Below are 16,191 nucleotides of genomic sequence, written 5' to 3' on the forward strand. Positions count from 1 at the left end.
CGACAATACCCGTCAATCAGCAATACCAGATCTACACCTTCAAAAATTCCTCTTTCCCGCCGAGCCAGCGCGCCAGGTGGGCTTCCACGGTGGCCGCGGCGGCGGCCGTGGTGGCGTGCAGCAGGTCGTGCGCCACGTCGCGCGCCTGGTCTACCAACCATTGGTCCGTTTCCAGGTCGGCGAAGCGCAGCATGGCCTGGCCGGACTGGCGCGCGCCGAGGAACTCGCCGGGGCCGCGGATTTCCAGGTCGCGGCGGGCGATCTCGAAGCCGTCCGTCGTTTCGCGCATCGTCATCAGGCGCTGGCGGGCCACGCCGCCCAGCGGGCCCTGGTACAGCAGCAGGCAGACGCTGGCCGCCGAGCCGCGGCCCACGCGGCCGCGCAGCTGGTGCAGCTGCGACAGGCCGAAACGCTCGGCGTGCTCGATCACCATCAGCGAGGCATTCGGCACGTCGACGCCCACTTCGATGACGGTGGTGGCGACCAGCACGTGCAGCTGGCCGGCGATGAAGGCGTCCATCACTTCCTGTTTTTCCGCCGGCTTCAGGCGCCCGTGCACGAGGCCCACCTGCAGCGCGGGCAGGGCCTCGGCCAGCATCATGTAGGTGTCGGTGGCCGTCTGCAGCTGCAGCGCCTCCGATTCCTCGATCAGCGGGCAGACCCAGTACACCTGCCGGCCTTCCAGCGCGGCCGCGTAGACGCGGGCGATGACTTCGTCGCGCCGGTTCTGGTCGATGGCGCGCGTGACGATGGGACTGCGCCCGGGCGGCAGCTCGTCGATCACCGACACTTCCAGGTCGGCGTAATAGGTCATGGCCAGGGTGCGCGGGATCGGCGTGGCCGACATCATCAGCTGGTGCGGCACGGCCGCGCTGTCGCCCTTGTTGCGCAGGGTCAGGCGCTGGCCCACGCCGAAGCGGTGCTGTTCGTCGACGATGACCAGGCCCAGTTTGGCGAACTGCACGTTGTCCTGGATCAGCGCATGCGTGCCGATCACCAGCTGCGCTTCGCCCGATTCGATCAGGGCCAGCGCGGCCGTCTTTTCCTTTTTCTTCAAGCTGCCCGTCAGCCAGGCCACCTTCACGCCCAGCGGCTCCATCCAGGCGGCGATCTTGCGGAAGTGCTGCTCGGCCAAAATCTCCGTGGGCGCCATCAGCGCGGCTTGGTAGCCGCTGTCGATGGCCTGCGTGGCGGACAAGGCCGCCACCACCGTCTTGCCGCTGCCGACGTCACCCTGCAACAGGCGCTGCATCGGATACGGCTGGCGCAGGTCGGCGCGGATTTCGGCGAGCACGCGCGCCTGCGCGCCCGTCAGCTTGAAGGGCAGGGCGGCGCCAAAGGCTTCCGACAACGTGCCGACGATGGGCAGCGAGGCGGCGCCTTTCGAGCGGCGCGCGCGCTGGGCGCGTTTCAGCGACAGCTGCTGCGCCAGCAGTTCATCGAATTTCATGCGCACCCAGGCCGGGTGCGAGCGGTCCATCAGCGCGCTTTCATCGATGTCCTGCGGCGGATAGTGCAGCAGGTGCACGGCGGCGCGGAATGGCGACAGCTGCATCTCGTGCAGCAGCGGCTCGGGCAGGGTGTCCTGCCAGTCGATGCGGCGCATGGCGTCGGCGATCTCGCGCCGCAGGACGTGCTGCGACAGGCCTTCGCCGGACGGGTAGACGGGCGTCAGGGCCGTGGGCAGCGGCGCGCCCTCGTTGACGACCTTGTAGGTCGGGTGCACCATCTCGGCGCCGAAAAAGCCGTGTTTGAGTTCGGCGCGCGCGCGTACCCGCGTGCCTTCGGCCAGTTGCTTGACCTGGCTGCCGTAGAAATTCATGAAGCGCAGCAGCAGGTTGCCCGTTTCATCGGCGATCGTCACCAGCAATTGCTTGCGCGGCTTGAAACTGACTTCGCACTTGGTGACGACGCCCTCGACCTGCCACGACTCGCCACCGCGCAGGCAGGCGTCGCGTATCGTGTAGACCTTGGTTTCATCTTCGTAGCGCATCGGCAGGTGCAGCACCAGGTCCATATCGGTACGCAAGCCCAGCTTGGCCAGGCGGCTTTCCGTGCTGACCACCTTTTTGGCCGCTTTCGGCTTGGCGGCGGGCTTGGCGGCGGGGGGAAGATCGGGCGTTGGATCGGGCATATGCAAGGTTTTGGTGCCGCTGGCGCAAGTTTCAGTGCCGCTAGCGTAAAATAGAGGGTTGTCCGGCACACCCTGTGCGTACCGCAGTCATCGTTTGTTGCGGCGGATTATTGTAATGCCTGTATAGGCGCACAGTATAGTGCCAGATCTTCCATTGCGCACTCCTAATCATTTTTGACGTATTTTTGAAGCAAAACGCATGTATTCGCTTTCCGATTTCGATTTTAATTTGCCGCAAGAAAACATTGCGCAAACTCCGCTGGCCGAGCGCAGCGCCTCGCGCCTGTTGCATCTGGACGGCGACGCCCTGGTCGACCGCCAGTTCGCCGACATCGTCGGACTGCTGCAAGCTGGCGACCTGCTGGTGATGAACGACACGCGCGTGCTGAAAGCGCGCTTCTTTGGCGTCAAGGAAAGCGGCGGCAAGATCGAGGCGCTGGTCGAGCGCGTGCTCGATGAGCGCACCGTGCTGGCCCAGGTGCGCGCCTCGAAGTCGCCGCCGCCCGGCTGCCGCATCCGCCTGGCCGACGCCTTCGACGTGACGGTGGGCCAGCGCGCCGGCGAATTCTTTACCCTGCATTTCGAGGCCGACGTGTTCGAGCTGATCGAGGCGCATGGCCGTTTGCCGCTGCCGCCGTATATCGAGCATGACGCGGACGAATTCGACGAGACGCGCTACCAGACCGTGTTCAACAAGGTGCCGGGCGCCGTGGCCGCGCCGACGGCGGGCCTGCATTTCGACCAGGCCCTGCTCGACCAGCTGAAGGCCAAGGGCGTCAACTTCGCCTATGTGACCCTGCACGTGGGCGCCGGCACCTTCCAGCCCGTGCGCACGGAAGTGTTGTCCGAGCACAAGATGCATACCGAGTGGTACACCATGCCGCAGGACACCGTGGACGCCGTGCGCGCCACGCAACTGGCCGGGCGCGACGTGGTGGCCGTCGGCACGACCAGCCTGCGCGCGCTGGAATCGGCCTCGCAAAGCGGGCAATTGCTGGCGGGCAGCGCCGATACGGCCCTGTTCATCACGCCCGGCTATGCGTTCAAGACGGTGACACGGCTGATCACCAACTTCCATTTGCCGAAATCGACCCTGCTGATGCTGGTGTCGGCCTTTGCCGGCTATGAGCCGATCCGCCATGCCTACGCGCATGCGATCGCGCAGAACTACCGTTTCTTCAGCTATGGCGACGCGATGCTGCTGACCACGCAATCGCGCGCTGCGCTGAACCTCCATACTCCCGTGAAAGACTGACATGCTGGAATTTACATTACTCAAGACCGACACGAGCGGCCTGACCAAGGCACGCCGCGGCACCTTGAAACTGAACCACGGCGTCGTGCAGACGCCGATCTTCATGCCAGTGGGCACTTACGGCTCCGTGAAAGCCATGTCGCCGCTGGAACTCAACGAGATCGACGCGCAGATTATCCTGGGCAACACGTTTCACCTTTGGTTGCGTCCTGGCAACACCGTCATGGAGAAATTCGGCGGCTTGCACGGCTTTATGGGCTGGAACAAGCCGATCCTCACGGATTCCGGCGGTTTCCAGGTGTTTTCGCTGGGCGCCATGCGCAAGATCACGGAAGAGGGCGTGCATTTCAATTCGCCCATCAACGGCGATAAATTGTTCCTGTCGCCGGAAGTGTCGATGCAGGTGCAGCGCGTCTTGAATTCCGACATCGTCATGCAGTTCGACGAATGCACGCCGTACGAGATCCAGGGCCGCCCGGCCACCATCGAGGAAGCGGCCAAGTCCATGCGCATGTCCTTGCGCTGGGCGCAGCGCTCGAAGGACGAGTTCCACCGCGGCGAGAACCCGAATGCGCTGTTCGGCATCGTGCAGGGCGGCATGTTCGAAATGCTGCGCGACGAGTCCTTGGCCAAGCTGGAAGAGATCGACTTCCCCGGCATCGCCATCGGCGGCCTGTCCGTCGGCGAGCCGAAGGAAGACATGATGCGCATGCTGGCCCACGTGGGCCCGCGCCTGCCGGCCAACAAGCCGCATTACCTGATGGGCGTGGGCACGCCGGAAGACCTGGTGGCGGGCGTGTCGAACGGGATCGACATGTTCGATTGCGTCATGCCGACGCGTAATGCGCGCAATGGCTGGCTGTTTACCCGTTTCGGCGACATCAAGATCAAGAACGCCAAGTACAAGGAAGACCAGGCGCCGCTGGACGAGACGTGCAGCTGCTACGCCTGCCGCAATTTCTCGCGCGCGTATCTGCACCATCTGCACCGCTCGAAGGAAATCCTCGGTGCGCGCTTGAATACCATCCACAACCTGCATTACTACCTGGACTTGATGCGCCAGATGCGCGAAGCGCTCGACGAAGACCGTTTCCACGCGTTTACGCTGCAATTCCACGCGGAACGCGCACGGGGAACTTAAGAAATCCTTATGCCGATGGCCACTGGCGCCATGGCCTGATGTTTTATATATTGGTGCTTGGACTGGGGCTATAAAGCATTGCATAATGCCTTTTTAGCCCCATTTAAAGTTGCCATGCCTACAATTAGGGTAATGGTCTATCGCCAATGCTAGAATACAGCGCTATTTTTCAAACTGATTAGAACTGGAGTCACCGTGTTTTTCATTTCCAACGCTTATGCGCAAGCCCCTGCCGATGCCCTGGGTTTCGGCGGCAACCTGACCAGCTTCCTGCCGCTGGTATTGATGTTCGTGGTCATGTACTTCCTGATGATCCGCCCACAGCAAAAACGCGCCAAAGAACAAAAGGCGATGATGGACGCGCTGACCAAGGGTGACGAAGTCGTCACCGCCGGCGGCATGCTGGGCCGTGTTGTCAAGGTAGTGGACGCTTACGTCACCATCGAAGTGGCGACCGGCACCGAAATCACGGTGCAAAAGAGCTCCATCACCACCTTGCTGCCTAAAGGCACCCTGAAGGCGCTGTAATTCCTCGCTGTCATTGCCACGGCAATGACTGACCGGGGCGGCTATCCGCCGCCCCCCGCGACGCCTCCGACGCTCAACACTGAACGCTGAATCAATATGAATCGCTACCCTGCCTGGAAATACATCATCATTGCCGTCGCCTTATTGCTGGGCGCACTCTATACGGCGCCCAATTATTTCGGTGAATCACCGGCGCTGCAAGTAACCAGCGGCAAGTCGACCGTCAAAGTGACGGGCGAGTTGATGACGCAAGTCGAGCAAATATTGACGAAAGAGAGCGTCAAGTCGGAAGGTATCACCATGGACGGCGTCGGCAATCTCGCCTCCGTGCGCGTGCGTTTCGCCGATCCGGATACCCAGTTCAAGGCCAAGCTGGTACTGGAAAAGGACCTGAACACGGATCCGAGCGACCCGACCTACGTGGTGACGGTCAATCTGCAAGCGAATACCCCGCAATGGATGCAAAAATTGCATGCCTTGCCCATGTTCCTGGGCCTGGACTTGCGCGGTGGCGTGCACTTCCTGATGCAAGTCGACGCGAAAGCCGTGCTGACCAAGAAAGTCCAGGGCATCCAGTCCGCCGCGCGCAGCGTGTTGCGCGACAAGAATATCCGCCACGCCGGCATCGAACGCGTGGGCGACAGCATCGACATCAACTTCCGCGACGCGGAAACGCGCCTGAAGGCAAAAAATGTGCTGTCCGACCAGATGTCGGAGCTGGCCTTTGCCGATGCCGGCAGCGGCAGCGATCTGAAACTCGTCATCACCCTCAAGCCGGCGGCCCTGAAAGCCACCATCGATGAAGGCGTAAAACAGAATATCTCGACGCTGTCCAAGCGCGTCAATGAACTGGGCGTGGCCGAGCCGCTGATCCAGCAGCAAGGTCCCGACCGCATCGTGGTGCAATTGCCCGGCGTGCAAGACGTGGCCCGCGCCAAGGCCATCATCGGCCGCACGGCCACCCTGGAAGTGCGCCTCGTCGACGAAAGCATCGTGCCTGGCACGGAGCTGTCGAGCGCCATCCCGTTCAATTCCGAACTGTTCACCGTCGGCAAGGGCGTGCCTGTCGTGCTGTCGAAAGACGTGATCCTGACGGGCGACTATATCTCCAGCGCCACGGCCAGCTTCGACCAGAACCAGCAAGCGGCCGTGTCGATCGACCTGAACGGCGACGGCGGCCGCAAGATGCGCGAAGCGACCCGCGAACGCGTGGGCAAGCGCATGGCCATCGTGCTGTTTGAAAAAGGCAAGCCGGAAGTGCTGTCGGTCGCCACCATCCAGCAGGAACTCGGTTCGCGCTTCCAGATCACCGGCATGGGCGGCGCGGAAAACGCCAACGAACTGGCGCTGCTGCTGCGCTCGGGCGCCTTGTCGGCACCGATGACGGTCATCGAAGAACGCACGATCGGACCGCAGCTGGGCGCGGAAAACATCGCCAAGGGCTTGCATTCGACGATGTACGGCTTCCTTGCCATCGCCGTCTTCATGATCGCCTACTACATGATGTTCGGCGCCTTCAGCGTGCTGGCCCTGGCCTGCAACCTGTTGCTGCTGATCGCCCTGCTGTCGATGATCCAGGTCACGCTGACACTGCCAGGTATCGCCGCTATCGCGCTGGCGCTGGGTATGGCGATTGACGCCAACGTGCTGATTAACGAACGTATCCGTGAAGAGCTGCGCGCCGGCAGCACGCCGCAGGCGGCGATCGCCGCCGGCTTCGACCGCGCCTGGGCGACGATTCTGGACTCGAACGTGACCACCCTGATCGTCGGTATCGCCCTGCTGGCCTTCGGCAGCGGTCCGGTGCGCGGCTTCGCGGTGGTGCACTGCCTGGGTATCCTGACCTCGATGTTCTCCGCCGTCTTCGTTTCGCGCGGCGTGGTCAACCTCTGGTATGGCCGCAAGAAAAAGCTGACCACGCTGTCGATCGGCACGGTCTGGGTGCCAGGCACGAGCAAATAAGCCAGCGCCCCGTCCTACTCAATAGCGTCAACAGCGATAGCGTCCGGTGGCCCAGCCGCCGGACGCACAGAACAGAACTCAGAGGATTTCATGGAATTTTTCCGGATCAAAAAAGATATTCCCTTCATGCGCCATGCGTTGATTTTCAACGTGATTTCGGCGCTTACCTTCGTGGCGGCCGTGTTCTTCCTGCTGCACAAGGGCTTGCACCTGTCCGTGGAATTCAAGGGCGGCACCGTGATGGAGGTGAAATACCCCAAGGCGGCCAATCTCGAAGGCATACGCGGCACCCTGATCGGCATGGGCTATGAAGAGCCGGGCGTGACCAGCTTCGACACGGCGCGCGACGTGATGATCCGCCTGCCGGTGGAAAAGGGCGTCACCGCCGCGAATACCTCGCTGCGCGTGTTCGAGGCGCTGTGCAAGGCCGAGCAAGGCACGACCAAGGGCATCGACACGGTCACCGAAAAGGGTGAGCACGTGCTCAAGAGCGCCTGCCTGGATGCGGCCGGCAACGAGGCGCTGGTCTTGCAGAAAGTCGAATTCGTCGGCCCGCAAGTGGGCGAGGAACTGGCGCAGAACGGCTTGAACGCGCTGGTGATGGTGATCATCGGCGTGATGATCTACCTGGCCATCCGCTTCGAATGGAAATACGCGGTGTCGGCCATCGTCGCCAACTTGCATGACGTGGTGATCATCCTGGGCTTCTTCGCCTACTTCCAGTGGGAATTCTCGCTGACGGTGCTGGCGGCGATCCTGGCGGTGCTCGGCTACTCCGTCAACGAATCGGTGGTGATCTTTGACCGTATCCGCGAAAACTTCCGCAAGCACCGCAAGGCCAGCGTGCATGAAGTGATCGACAATGCGATCACCAGCACCATCTCGCGTACCATCATCACCCACGGCTGTACCCAGATGATGGTGCTGTCGATGCTGTTCTTCGGCGGCCAGACCCTGCATCACTTTGCCATCGCGCTGACCATCGGTATCTGCTTCGGTATTTACTCGTCCGTGTTCGTCGCCGCGGCCATCGCCATGTGGCTGGGCGTGAAACGCGAAGACTTGATCAAGCCAGTCAAGGAAAAAGACGAGACCGACGGCGCCGTGGTGTAAGCGCGGGTCGTTGCATGTCGATTCCAAGACGATCACCGTTCGCGGTGGTCGTTTTTTTTTGTAACGGATGACGATGAAGCGTTTTTTATGCATGGGCATCATGGCCGGCGCGACCGCGCTGGCCGGTGCCGCCGATTTCAGCCGCATGGCCGATGGCAGCATCGCCATGCGCGGCGCGATCGCCGAGGGCGACGTGGACAGGCTGCGCCAGCTGGCCCCGCGCGAAGCGACCCTGTTGCGCGTGAATAGCGACGGCGGCGACGCGCAGGCCGCCATGCTGCTGGCGCGCCTGGTCCGCCAGCAGGGGCTCGACATCGCCATCGACACCGTCTGCACGGGCAGCTGCGCCAGCTATGTCTTCCCGGCCGCGCGGCGCAAGCGCATCCCGGCCGACGGCGTGCTGGCGCTGCAGGAATCGGCCTTCCTGCGCGCGCAGGCGAGGCCGGCGCAGTTGCGGCGCACGCTGGTCGAGGCGGGCGTGGCGGCCGAGGACCTGGAAGCGGAAACGGATGCGCTGGCCGCGCAGCTGGCGGATGCGGCAGCGCTGGAAGCGGCATTTGCCCGCGACCTGGGCATCGCGCCCGCCTTTTACCGCGACTTCCGCCAAGTCGCGGCGCAGGCCGAGGCCACGCGCCAGCGCTTTCCCGACCAGGATGCGGCCGTCTTCTGGTGGCCGGCGGCCAAACGCCTCGAGCGCTGCTACGGCATCGCGGCTGTCGACGAGGGCGCCCGCGCGGCGCGCCTGGCACCGGGCGGCTACCTGTATGTGCCGGCCCTGTCGGCGCTCGTCATGGGCGACCAGGGCTTGCAGGCCTGCCCATGAGCCGCAGCGGCCGTTTGTTCCTGCTGATGGACGCCATGCGCGCGAAACGGGTGCCGGTGACGGCCGCCCAGCTGGCGCAGCAGCTCGGCGTTTCCGAGCGCACGATTTACCGCGATATCCAGACCCTGGCCGAACTCGGTGCGCCGCTGCAGGGCGAGGCCGGCATCGGCTATGTGCTGCGCCGTGGCGTTTTTTTGCCGCCGCTGATGTTCGGTCCCGACGAACTGGAGGCGCTGGTGCTGGGCGCGCGCTGGGTGCGCCGCCAGGGCGATGCGGGCCTGGCGCAGGCAGCGTCCGCCGCGTTGGCGAAGATCGCCGCCGCCTCGCCGCGCGACCTGCGCGACAACATGGCCGAAACCAGCCTGTGGGTGCCGCTGGGGCGCCCCGCCGATGGCACGGAACCGGCCGACCGGTATGTGCAGCCGGTGCGCGAAGCCATCCGCTACGAGCAGAAACTCACGCTGGGCTACCAGGATGAGCGTGGCAGCGCCACGCAGCGCACGGTCTGGCCGTTTGCGCTGGCCTTTTTTGAGGGCAAGCGCCTGCTGGCCGCCTGGTGCGAGCTGCGCGGCGACTACCGCCATTTCCGCATCGACCGCATCGCCAGCGTGGACAACTGCGGCGAGCGCTATCCCACGCGTCGCCACGTCTTGCTGGAAACCTGGCGCAAGGCGCACGATATCGACCCGGAAACATAGAGTACGCTCCTGACAAAAACTGTCAGTGACGGCTCGTACGATGGTGGCTTTCTCACTCACTGGAGCTATCCATCATGCGCCTCTACCACCACCCCATGTCCTCGAATGCCCGCCGCGCCCTGATGACGGCGATCCACCTTGAACTGCCTCTGGAGCTGGCCGAAGTCGATCTGATGAATGCGGATGACCGCCGCCGCCTGGCCGAACTGAACCCGAACGGCAAGGTGCCCGTGCTGGCCGATGGCGATTTCCTGCTGTGGGAGTCCTGCGCCATCATGCAATACCTGGCCGAGCAGGTGCCGGGCCAGACGATTTATCCGTCGGCGCCGCAGGCGCGTGCCGATGTCAACCGCTGGCTGTTCTGGGCCGCGCAGCATTTCGCGCCCGCCATCGGCGTGCTGGCGTGGGAGCGCGCGTGGAAAGGCATGACGGGCGGCGGCCCCGCGGATCCGCTGGAAGAGGCGCGCGGCGAGCGCGAACTGCATGCGTGCGCCGCGGTGCTCGACGCGCACCTGGCAAGGCGCAGCTGGCTCAGCGGCGAAGACGTGACCCTGGCCGATTTTGCCGTGGCCGCGCCGCTGATGTACAGCGAGGCGGTGCGCCTGCCGCTGGGACAGTATGCGCAGATCCAGGCGTGGTTCGGGCGCGTGCGGCAGCTGCGCGCCTGGCAGGCAACGCAAGTCGATCTGAGCGTCGGATAAATGTGCGCGCTAAGTGTGCCAGCGCACGGAGCCGTTGCCACGCACCGCATAAGATAGGGCTGTCTCTTTCAGGACATCCCTAGCTTTGGACTTTACCCGCTTTCGAGCGGGTTTTTTTTGTCCTGTTTTTTTGTACCGTTGGAACTTGAAAAGTTGATAAGTGCTCCGCATGTGGGCCGTACTCTCTTTCAAGAAGGCCCGCCATGTTCATGCCACGCCATCCGAAGCCGCTGCTGAGTACCAAGGCCGTCGCCACGCTGGTCGTCCAGCATCGGCAGCAAAGCCAGGCGGCGGACAAGCATGTGCTGATCGTCGAGACCGCCAAGGCCGCGCTTATCGCACCCGCACCCGCACCCGCACCCGCACCCGCACCCGCACCCGCACCGAAGGCGGGCAGCGATTAATGCACGAGCACCTTCAGCAGCGACTGCACTTCATCGTCCGATTCTTCCATGATGCGCGACAGGGTCAAGTCATCGCCGATGACGCAGTCGATGCTGCGCGCGGCGCGGGCGGCCCGCACGGCGATGGCGGCCGGGCTTTCGTTGAGCGGCGACGCCACCGGCGCCAGGTCGTTGGCCAGCAGCAAGGTGTCGCCCAGCGATTCGGGCGGAATGGCGCGCAAGCCTTCCCACAGGGAGCCAATGGCTTGCATCACGGCTTCCGGCACCTTGAGCTTGGTCAAGACGCCGTGGCCGATGGCTTGCTCGCCGTGTTCGACCCAGTCTTGCGGCTCGCCTTCCAGGATGCCGGGAAACTCGGCCGCGCGCGACAGCATGTAGAAACCGCCCACTTCATGCATGATGCCGGCAAACAGCGCGGTATCGGGATCGACCTTGGTGACGCGGCGCGCCAGCACCTGCGACAGCGCCGCCACGTGGGCCGTATGCTCCCACAGCTGGTTGGCCTTCGCTTGCAGCACGGGATCGGTGATGGTGCTGCCCAGCTGGCGCACGATCAGCGACGCCACCACCGATTGCAGGGTGCGCACGCCGAGTCGTTGCACGGCATTGCGCACGCTGGTGATTTCGTTGCCGGAGCGGTTGAAGGCCACGGAATTGGCGATGGCCACCGTGCGCGCGGCCAGCAGCGGATCGGCCTGCACCAGCTTGGCCGCCGCCTCGATATGGCAGTCGGGATCGGCCAGCGCCTGCTGCAGCTTGAGCGAAGCGTCCACATTGGCGGGAAAGGTCAGCTCGCCGCGACCGGCAAGTGCGGCGATACTTTTAAAGGCGTCGAGTCTGTTCATTGAAAAAATTATACTCGCAATATTTCCGTACGGAACTTTTTAAGCGTGATCTTTTCGCAAACAGCCTGGCAAAAGGCAAGCAAAGCCTCGTAAACGCCAAAAGGGCACGCCACTGTATCAGCGGCATGCCCTTTTTTAATGACAGCGATCGTTAAAGCGCTGGACAGGACCATCGCGAGCGGATCATCGCAGGCCGCAAAGCCCACCGCGCAGCAGGTCCCGTCAAGCGCTACTACAGAGATTCGCTGAAGATGGCATCGCAGCCTTCGACCAGCTCGTCGCTGTCTTCCAGTTCATCCGTCAAGCCCAGGTCGAACAATTCCTCGACGGCGTTCATGAAGCTGTTGTGCTTGGTCGCGCCGATCAGGCGGTAGATTTCGCCATCTTCGTTGCGCACGCCGATGATCAGTTTTTCCTGGCGCACCAGTTCAGGCGTGCTGGCGTTGAGCAAGAGGTTGCCGATGATGTGTTTGTCGAAATGAGCGGGCTTTTTGCCTTCGAGCAGTGTGGTTTTCAACTTGTTTCCTTTGTCTTGTTTGAATGTCTGTGCTTGATGAAATGTCAGCTGTGACCGTTGGCGATGGCATGTTTCAAGCCCGTCAGGGTCGTTTCCAGGCGACTGAAATCGTCGTCCGTATAGTGCGCAAACAGGCGCTGGCCCTGCGTGGTCAGCTTGGGGAACACGTCATGGAACACGTGCTCGCCCTCGCAGCTCAGGCGCACGAAATAGGAGCGCTTGTCGCGTGGACAACGCTCCCGTATCACCAGCCCCTTCTGTTCCAGCCGGTCCACCACGCCCGTCAAGGTCCCCTTGGTGATCAGGGTTTTCTGGCCCAGTTCCTTGTAGGACATGCCGCAGGTGTTGCCGAGCGTGGCAATGATGTCGAATTGCGCATGCGTCAAGCCGTACTGGCGCACGAAGTCGCCTGAAAACCGCTCGAAGCCTTGCATGCACTCGGCCAGCAGCCGGATACTTTTTAAATATCGTTCACCCATAGGGCGTGATTATATCCTTCTGTCCCGCTTTTTTCCGCCGCGTCAGGATGCGCTGTTGCATGAGGGTCTGGATGGGGCTGAAGTCCGGTATCATGTGTGCAACTCAGCCCTTGCCCCTATCCCGCCTCGCCGATGTCTTTCGCTAATCTTTCCCGTATCGGCCTCGACAAACCGCTGCGTTTGCTGCTGGTCCATGCCGGCGATGCCGAGTCGATCACCTGGGCCGGCCTGGTGCAGCCGCTGCGCCTGTGCGCGCGGGCGCTGGGCCCCGAGGCGCTGCAGCTCGAGGTGCGCACGCCCGAACAGGTGGCCGCGCAGGGCGGCAACTGGCATATCGCGCTGCTGGTGGCCGACGAGACGGAAGCGCCGCTGCGCGCCGAACTGTGCCGGGCCGTGATCGAGCGCTGCCGCTCGGCGCCGTTCTGGGGCGGCGTGGGCGCCGCCGTGCTGTGGCTGGCCGACGCGGGCGTCATGGATGGCGTGCGCATCGCCTTGCCGTGGGCCCTGTATGCGGATGCGGAAGCGAAGGCCGAGCGGGCCATCCTGACGCCGCACCTGTTCGACATCGACGGCTCGCACATCACCTGCTGCGGCGGCGCGGCCAGCATCGACTTTTCGCTGACCCTGATCGAGACCGTGTTTGGCGCCGACGTGCAGGCGCTCGTCAAGGAAGCGCTGTGCGTGGACAAGGTGCGCGGCAAGGAAGAGCGCCAGCGCGTGGCCCTGCAGGCGCGTTTCGGCGTATTGCAGCCGAAACTGTCGGAAGCCGTCACCTTGATGGAGGCCAATATCGAGGAGCCGCTGTCGACGGACGACATCGCCAGCCTGGTGGGCCTGTCGCGGCGCCAGCTGGAGCGGCTGTTCAAGCAATACCTGGGCAGCCTGCCGTCGCGCTATTACCTGGAGCTGCGGCTGCAACGCTCGCGGCAACTATTGCTTGATACACATTATTCCATCGTGCAAGTGGGCCTGATGTGCGGTTTTTCTTCCGGTTCGCACTTTTCCACGGCGTTTGGCACCCTGTTTGGCAATACGCCGCGCGAGGAGCGGCAAAGAAAGCTCATGCCCCCACCTTAATGAGGCAAGCCCGGCTGTGATGAATTGTGAAAATCCTTGTCGCAGATTCAAAAGAGTTTTAGCATCCCGCTTTTTATAATGCTGTACACACGTGGCTGTCGTAGCTGCGGGAGTACCTAACATATTGATGGGGAATGCTATGAATGCCAAGCTTGATTCGACCGTAACGGCTCGTCCAGTCACCCGGGAAACCTTTGACCAGGTCCTGGTTCCTACCTACGCTCCCGCTGCCATGGTTCCCGTGCGCGGTACCGGACTGGATCTGTGGGACCAGTCTGGCAAGCATTACCTCGATTTCACCTCCGGCATCGCCGTCAACAGCCTGGGCCACTGCCATCCGGTCCTGGTCGACGTGCTGACCAAGCAAATCAACAACCTGTGGCATTTGGGCAACGGCTACACCAACGAACCCGTGCTGCGCCTGGCGCTGGCCCTGACGGAAGCGACCTTCGCCGACCGCGCCTTCTTCTGCAACTCGGGCGCGGAAGCCAATGAAGCGGCCCTGAAACTGGCGCGCAAGTATGCGCACACCAAGTTTGGCGCGCACAAGTCGCGCATCATCTCGTGCTTCAGCTCCTTCCACGGCCGCACCTTGTTTACGGTCTCCGTCGGCGGCCAGGCCAAGTACACGGAAGGCTTCGAGCCGCTGCCGCAAGAAATCAACCACATCGCCTACAACGACATCGAAGCGGCACGCGCCGCCATCGGTGACGACGTATGCGCGGTGATCGTCGAGCCGGTGCAAGGCGAAGGCGGCGTGGTGCCAGGCAATCCGGAATTCCTCAAGGAGCTGCGGGCCCTGTGCGACAAGACCGGCGCCCTCCTGATTTTCGACGAAGTCCAGTGCGGCATGGGCCGCACTGGCGCGTTGTTCGCGTACATGGGCTATGGCGTCACGCCGGACATCCTGACGGCCGCCAAGGCGCTCGGCAACGGCTACCCGATCGGCGCCATGCTGACCACCGACGCGCTGGCGCAGACGCTGGCCGTCGGCACCCACGGCACCACCTACGGCGGCAACCCGCTGGCCGCCACCGTGGCCCTGAAAGTGCTGGAAACGATCAACACGCCGGCGTTCCTGGCGCGCGTCAAGGACGCCAGCGTCAACACCATCGCCATGCTGCAAGGCTTGATCAGCGACTACCCGCAAGTGTTCTCCGTGGTGCGCGGCAGCGGTTTGCTGCTGGGCCTGGTAGTCACCGATGCCTACAAAGGCCGCGCGAAAGACATCCAGAAAGCGGCCGAAGCGCAAGGCTTGATGGTGCTGATCGCCGGCATGGACGTGGTGCGCCTGGCGCCGGCCCTGATCGTCTCGGATGAGCAGATCGCCGAGGCGGGCCGCTTGCTGCGCGTGGCCATCGACGGCTTGCTGAAAGCCTGACGCTGGCTTCGCTCCCTGTTTGATCACCGGCCCGCCGCTTTGCTGCGGGCCGGCTTGGTTCTACCCTAGGATTGTCCGCATTGAAGGAGTACCCATGTATGTTGTCCGTCCGGTAGAAATTGCGGATATTGCAGCCCTCGAAGCGCTGGCCGCGGTAACCATGCCGGGTGTCCATACCCTGCCGAAGACGCGCGAGAAAATCGCCGCCTCCGTCGAGCGCTCCATCGCCTCGTTTGCCGCCCATGTCGACATCCCCAGCGAAGAGTCGTATCTCTTCGTGCTTGAATCCCTGCTCGACAAGAGCATCGCCGGCACGGCCGCCATCTTCGCCTCGGCCGGCTCGAACGGCACCTATTTTTCCTTCCGTAACGACGTCATCCAGCAAGTCTCGCGCGACCTGAACATCAGCCACAGCGTGCATGCGCTGACCCTGTGTTCCGAGCTGACGGCGTACTCGCAGCTGTCCGGTTTCTATGTGCGCAATATGGACCAGGCGGGCCTGGAAGCGGCCCTGCTGTCGCGCGCGCGGCTGCTGTTCGCCGTGCTGGCGCCGCACCGTTTCGGCGACCGCTTCTTCGTGCCGCTGGCCGGCATCACGGATGCCGACGGCCAGTCGCCGTTCTGGGATGCGCTGGGCCGCAAGTTCTTCCAGATGGATTTCCTCGATGCCGAAAAGGTCATCGGCGGCGCGCGCAACCGCACCCTGATCGTCGAGCTGATGCCGCATTACCCCGTGTACGTGCCGCTGCTGCCCGGCGACGCGCAGGCGGCCATGGGCCAGATCCACCCGAGCGGCGAACTGGCGTTCAACCTGCTGACGGAAGAAGGCTTCGAGGCCGACGACTACATCGACATCTTCGACGGCGGCCCGATCCTGCAGGCGCACAAGAATTCGCTGCGCTCGTTTACGGGCTCGCTCACGCGCCGCGTCGTCGCGGGCGTCACGCCCAGCCGCACGGGCCTGAAAGTCAATTACGCGATCGCCTCGGGTGCCGAGCGCAATTTCCGCGCCGTCACCTTCACCTGCGATGCGCTCGAAGCGCAGGACACCATCGGCTTGCCGGCCGAACTGCTCGAAGCGCTGGCCGTGGCCGAAGGCGACAGCGTCATTTGCGTGCGTATCTAAGGGAGTC

Annotated in this window: 16 protein-coding genes; 12 read left to right on the forward strand and 4 right to left on the reverse strand. The window is 63.3% G+C overall.

What is annotated here, in order from left to right; genetic code table 11:
• Positions 1 to 31: 31 nt before the first annotated feature.
• Positions 32 to 2,134 (reverse strand): ATP-dependent DNA helicase RecG, encoded by a 2,103-nt coding sequence (gene recG, locus O0880_RS00120; RefSeq protein WP_289884396.1) that lies wholly within the window; start codon positions 2,132 to 2,134, stop codon positions 32 to 34.
• Positions 2,135 to 2,333: 199 nt separating this feature from the next.
• On the opposite strand from recG, the gene queA reads away from it, so the two are divergent.
• The 9 genes from queA to O0880_RS00165 all read left to right on the forward strand — a co-directional run bounded on the left by queA (position 2,334) and on the right by O0880_RS00165 (position 10,759).
• On the forward strand, positions 2,334 to 3,389 hold the full coding sequence (gene queA / locus O0880_RS00125; RefSeq protein ID WP_289884397.1) for a tRNA preQ1(34) S-adenosylmethionine ribosyltransferase-isomerase QueA: 1,056 nt from the start codon (positions 2,334 to 2,336) through the stop codon (positions 3,387 to 3,389).
• Between the two features lies 1 nt (position 3,390).
• Positions 3,391 to 4,530: a tRNA guanosine(34) transglycosylase Tgt gene (gene tgt, locus O0880_RS00130; protein ID WP_034745502.1), complete on the forward strand. Its 1,140-nt coding sequence runs from the start codon at positions 3,391 to 3,393 to the stop codon at positions 4,528 to 4,530.
• Positions 4,531 to 4,725: 195 nt separating this feature from the next.
• The gene (yajC, locus tag O0880_RS00135) at positions 4,726 to 5,058 is read left to right on the forward strand and encodes a preprotein translocase subunit YajC (RefSeq protein ID WP_071321676.1); all 333 of its coding nucleotides are present in this window, start codon (positions 4,726 to 4,728) and stop codon (positions 5,056 to 5,058) included.
• Between the two features lie 96 nt (positions 5,059 to 5,154).
• Positions 5,155 to 7,020 carry a protein translocase subunit SecD gene (secD, locus tag O0880_RS00140; RefSeq protein ID WP_071321677.1) on the forward strand — a complete coding sequence of 622 codons (1,866 nt, stop codon included), beginning with the start codon at positions 5,155 to 5,157 and terminating at the stop codon, positions 7,018 to 7,020.
• Between the two features lie 90 nt (positions 7,021 to 7,110).
• A complete protein-coding gene (gene secF, locus O0880_RS00145; protein WP_071321678.1) occupies positions 7,111 to 8,133 on the forward strand; it encodes a protein translocase subunit SecF in 1,023 nt (340 codons plus the stop codon).
• 73 nt (positions 8,134 to 8,206) lie between these two features.
• Positions 8,207 to 8,956, forward strand: a complete 750-nt coding sequence (locus O0880_RS00150; RefSeq protein WP_289884402.1) for a hypothetical protein — start codon at positions 8,207 to 8,209, stop codon at positions 8,954 to 8,956.
• Positions 8,953 to 9,654: a YafY family protein gene (locus tag O0880_RS00155; RefSeq protein ID WP_071321680.1), complete on the forward strand. Its 702-nt coding sequence runs from the start codon at positions 8,953 to 8,955 to the stop codon at positions 9,652 to 9,654. The genes O0880_RS00150 and O0880_RS00155 overlap by 4 nt, the downstream gene beginning before the upstream one ends.
• A gap of 74 nt (positions 9,655 to 9,728) precedes the next feature.
• Positions 9,729 to 10,355 carry a glutathione S-transferase family protein gene (locus O0880_RS00160; protein ID WP_289884404.1) on the forward strand — a complete coding sequence of 209 codons (627 nt, stop codon included), beginning with the start codon at positions 9,729 to 9,731 and terminating at the stop codon, positions 10,353 to 10,355.
• A 203-nt stretch (positions 10,356 to 10,558) separates the two neighbouring features.
• A complete protein-coding gene (locus tag O0880_RS00165) occupies positions 10,559 to 10,759 on the forward strand; it encodes a hypothetical protein (protein ID WP_289884405.1) in 201 nt (66 codons plus the stop codon).
• Here O0880_RS00165 and O0880_RS00170 read toward each other — a convergent pair.
• The 3 genes from O0880_RS00170 to O0880_RS00180 all read right to left on the reverse strand — a co-directional run bounded on the left by O0880_RS00170 (position 10,756) and on the right by O0880_RS00180 (position 12,600).
• Positions 10,756 to 11,604, reverse strand: a complete 849-nt coding sequence (locus O0880_RS00170) for an HDOD domain-containing protein (RefSeq protein ID WP_071321682.1) — start codon at positions 11,602 to 11,604, stop codon at positions 10,756 to 10,758. The genes O0880_RS00165 and O0880_RS00170 overlap by 4 nt on opposite strands.
• Positions 11,605 to 11,836: 232 nt before the next feature.
• The gene (locus O0880_RS00175; protein ID WP_070290811.1) at positions 11,837 to 12,121 is read right to left on the reverse strand and encodes a hypothetical protein; all 285 of its coding nucleotides are present in this window, start codon (positions 12,119 to 12,121) and stop codon (positions 11,837 to 11,839) included.
• Between the two features lie 44 nt (positions 12,122 to 12,165).
• Entirely contained in the window at positions 12,166 to 12,600 is a 435-nt protein-coding gene (locus O0880_RS00180) for a MarR family transcriptional regulator (protein WP_071321683.1), read from the reverse strand.
• A 132-nt stretch (positions 12,601 to 12,732) separates the two neighbouring features.
• On the opposite strand from O0880_RS00180, the gene O0880_RS00185 reads away from it, so the two are divergent.
• From O0880_RS00185 to O0880_RS00195, 3 genes are all read left to right on the forward strand, one after another.
• The gene (locus O0880_RS00185) at positions 12,733 to 13,677 is read left to right on the forward strand and encodes a helix-turn-helix domain-containing protein (RefSeq protein ID WP_289884410.1); all 945 of its coding nucleotides are present in this window, start codon (positions 12,733 to 12,735) and stop codon (positions 13,675 to 13,677) included.
• 139 nt (positions 13,678 to 13,816) lie between these two features.
• A complete protein-coding gene (astC, locus tag O0880_RS00190) occupies positions 13,817 to 15,058 on the forward strand; it encodes an acetylornithine/succinylornithine family transaminase (RefSeq protein ID WP_289884412.1) in 1,242 nt (413 codons plus the stop codon).
• Positions 15,059 to 15,152: 94 nt separating this feature from the next.
• Positions 15,153 to 16,184 carry an arginine N-succinyltransferase gene (locus tag O0880_RS00195; protein WP_071321686.1) on the forward strand — a complete coding sequence of 344 codons (1,032 nt, stop codon included), beginning with the start codon at positions 15,153 to 15,155 and terminating at the stop codon, positions 16,182 to 16,184.
• The last annotated feature ends 7 nt before the right edge of the window (positions 16,185 to 16,191 follow it).

This window comes from Janthinobacterium sp. SUN118 (assembly GCF_030397695.1).
Lineage (GTDB): Bacteria > Pseudomonadota > Gammaproteobacteria > Burkholderiales > Burkholderiaceae_D > Janthinobacterium.

Excerpts from the sequence above, each read along its gene's own strand:
- recG (WP_289884396.1), bottom strand. The coding sequence starts at position 2,134 with ATGCCCGATCCAACGCCCGATCTTCCCCCCGCCGCCAAGCCCGCCGCC.
- queA (WP_289884397.1), top strand. The coding sequence starts at position 2,334 with ATGTATTCGCTTTCCGATTTCGATTTTAATTTGCCGCAAGAAAACATT.
- tgt (WP_034745502.1), top strand. The coding sequence starts at position 3,391 with ATGCTGGAATTTACATTACTCAAGACCGACACGAGCGGCCTGACCAAG.
- secD (WP_071321677.1), top strand. The coding sequence starts at position 5,155 with ATGAATCGCTACCCTGCCTGGAAATACATCATCATTGCCGTCGCCTTA.
- secF (WP_071321678.1), top strand. The coding sequence starts at position 7,111 with ATGGAATTTTTCCGGATCAAAAAAGATATTCCCTTCATGCGCCATGCG.
- O0880_RS00150 (WP_289884402.1), top strand. The coding sequence starts at position 8,207 with ATGAAGCGTTTTTTATGCATGGGCATCATGGCCGGCGCGACCGCGCTG.
- O0880_RS00155 (WP_071321680.1), top strand. The coding sequence starts at position 8,953 with ATGAGCCGCAGCGGCCGTTTGTTCCTGCTGATGGACGCCATGCGCGCG.
- O0880_RS00160 (WP_289884404.1), top strand. The coding sequence starts at position 9,729 with ATGCGCCTCTACCACCACCCCATGTCCTCGAATGCCCGCCGCGCCCTG.
- O0880_RS00165 (WP_289884405.1), top strand. The coding sequence starts at position 10,559 with ATGTTCATGCCACGCCATCCGAAGCCGCTGCTGAGTACCAAGGCCGTC.
- O0880_RS00170 (WP_071321682.1), bottom strand. The coding sequence starts at position 11,604 with ATGAACAGACTCGACGCCTTTAAAAGTATCGCCGCACTTGCCGGTCGC.
- O0880_RS00180 (WP_071321683.1), bottom strand. The coding sequence starts at position 12,600 with ATGGGTGAACGATATTTAAAAAGTATCCGGCTGCTGGCCGAGTGCATG.
- O0880_RS00185 (WP_289884410.1), top strand. The coding sequence starts at position 12,733 with ATGTCTTTCGCTAATCTTTCCCGTATCGGCCTCGACAAACCGCTGCGT.
- astC (WP_289884412.1), top strand. The coding sequence starts at position 13,817 with ATGAATGCCAAGCTTGATTCGACCGTAACGGCTCGTCCAGTCACCCGG.
- O0880_RS00195 (WP_071321686.1), top strand. The coding sequence starts at position 15,153 with ATGTATGTTGTCCGTCCGGTAGAAATTGCGGATATTGCAGCCCTCGAA.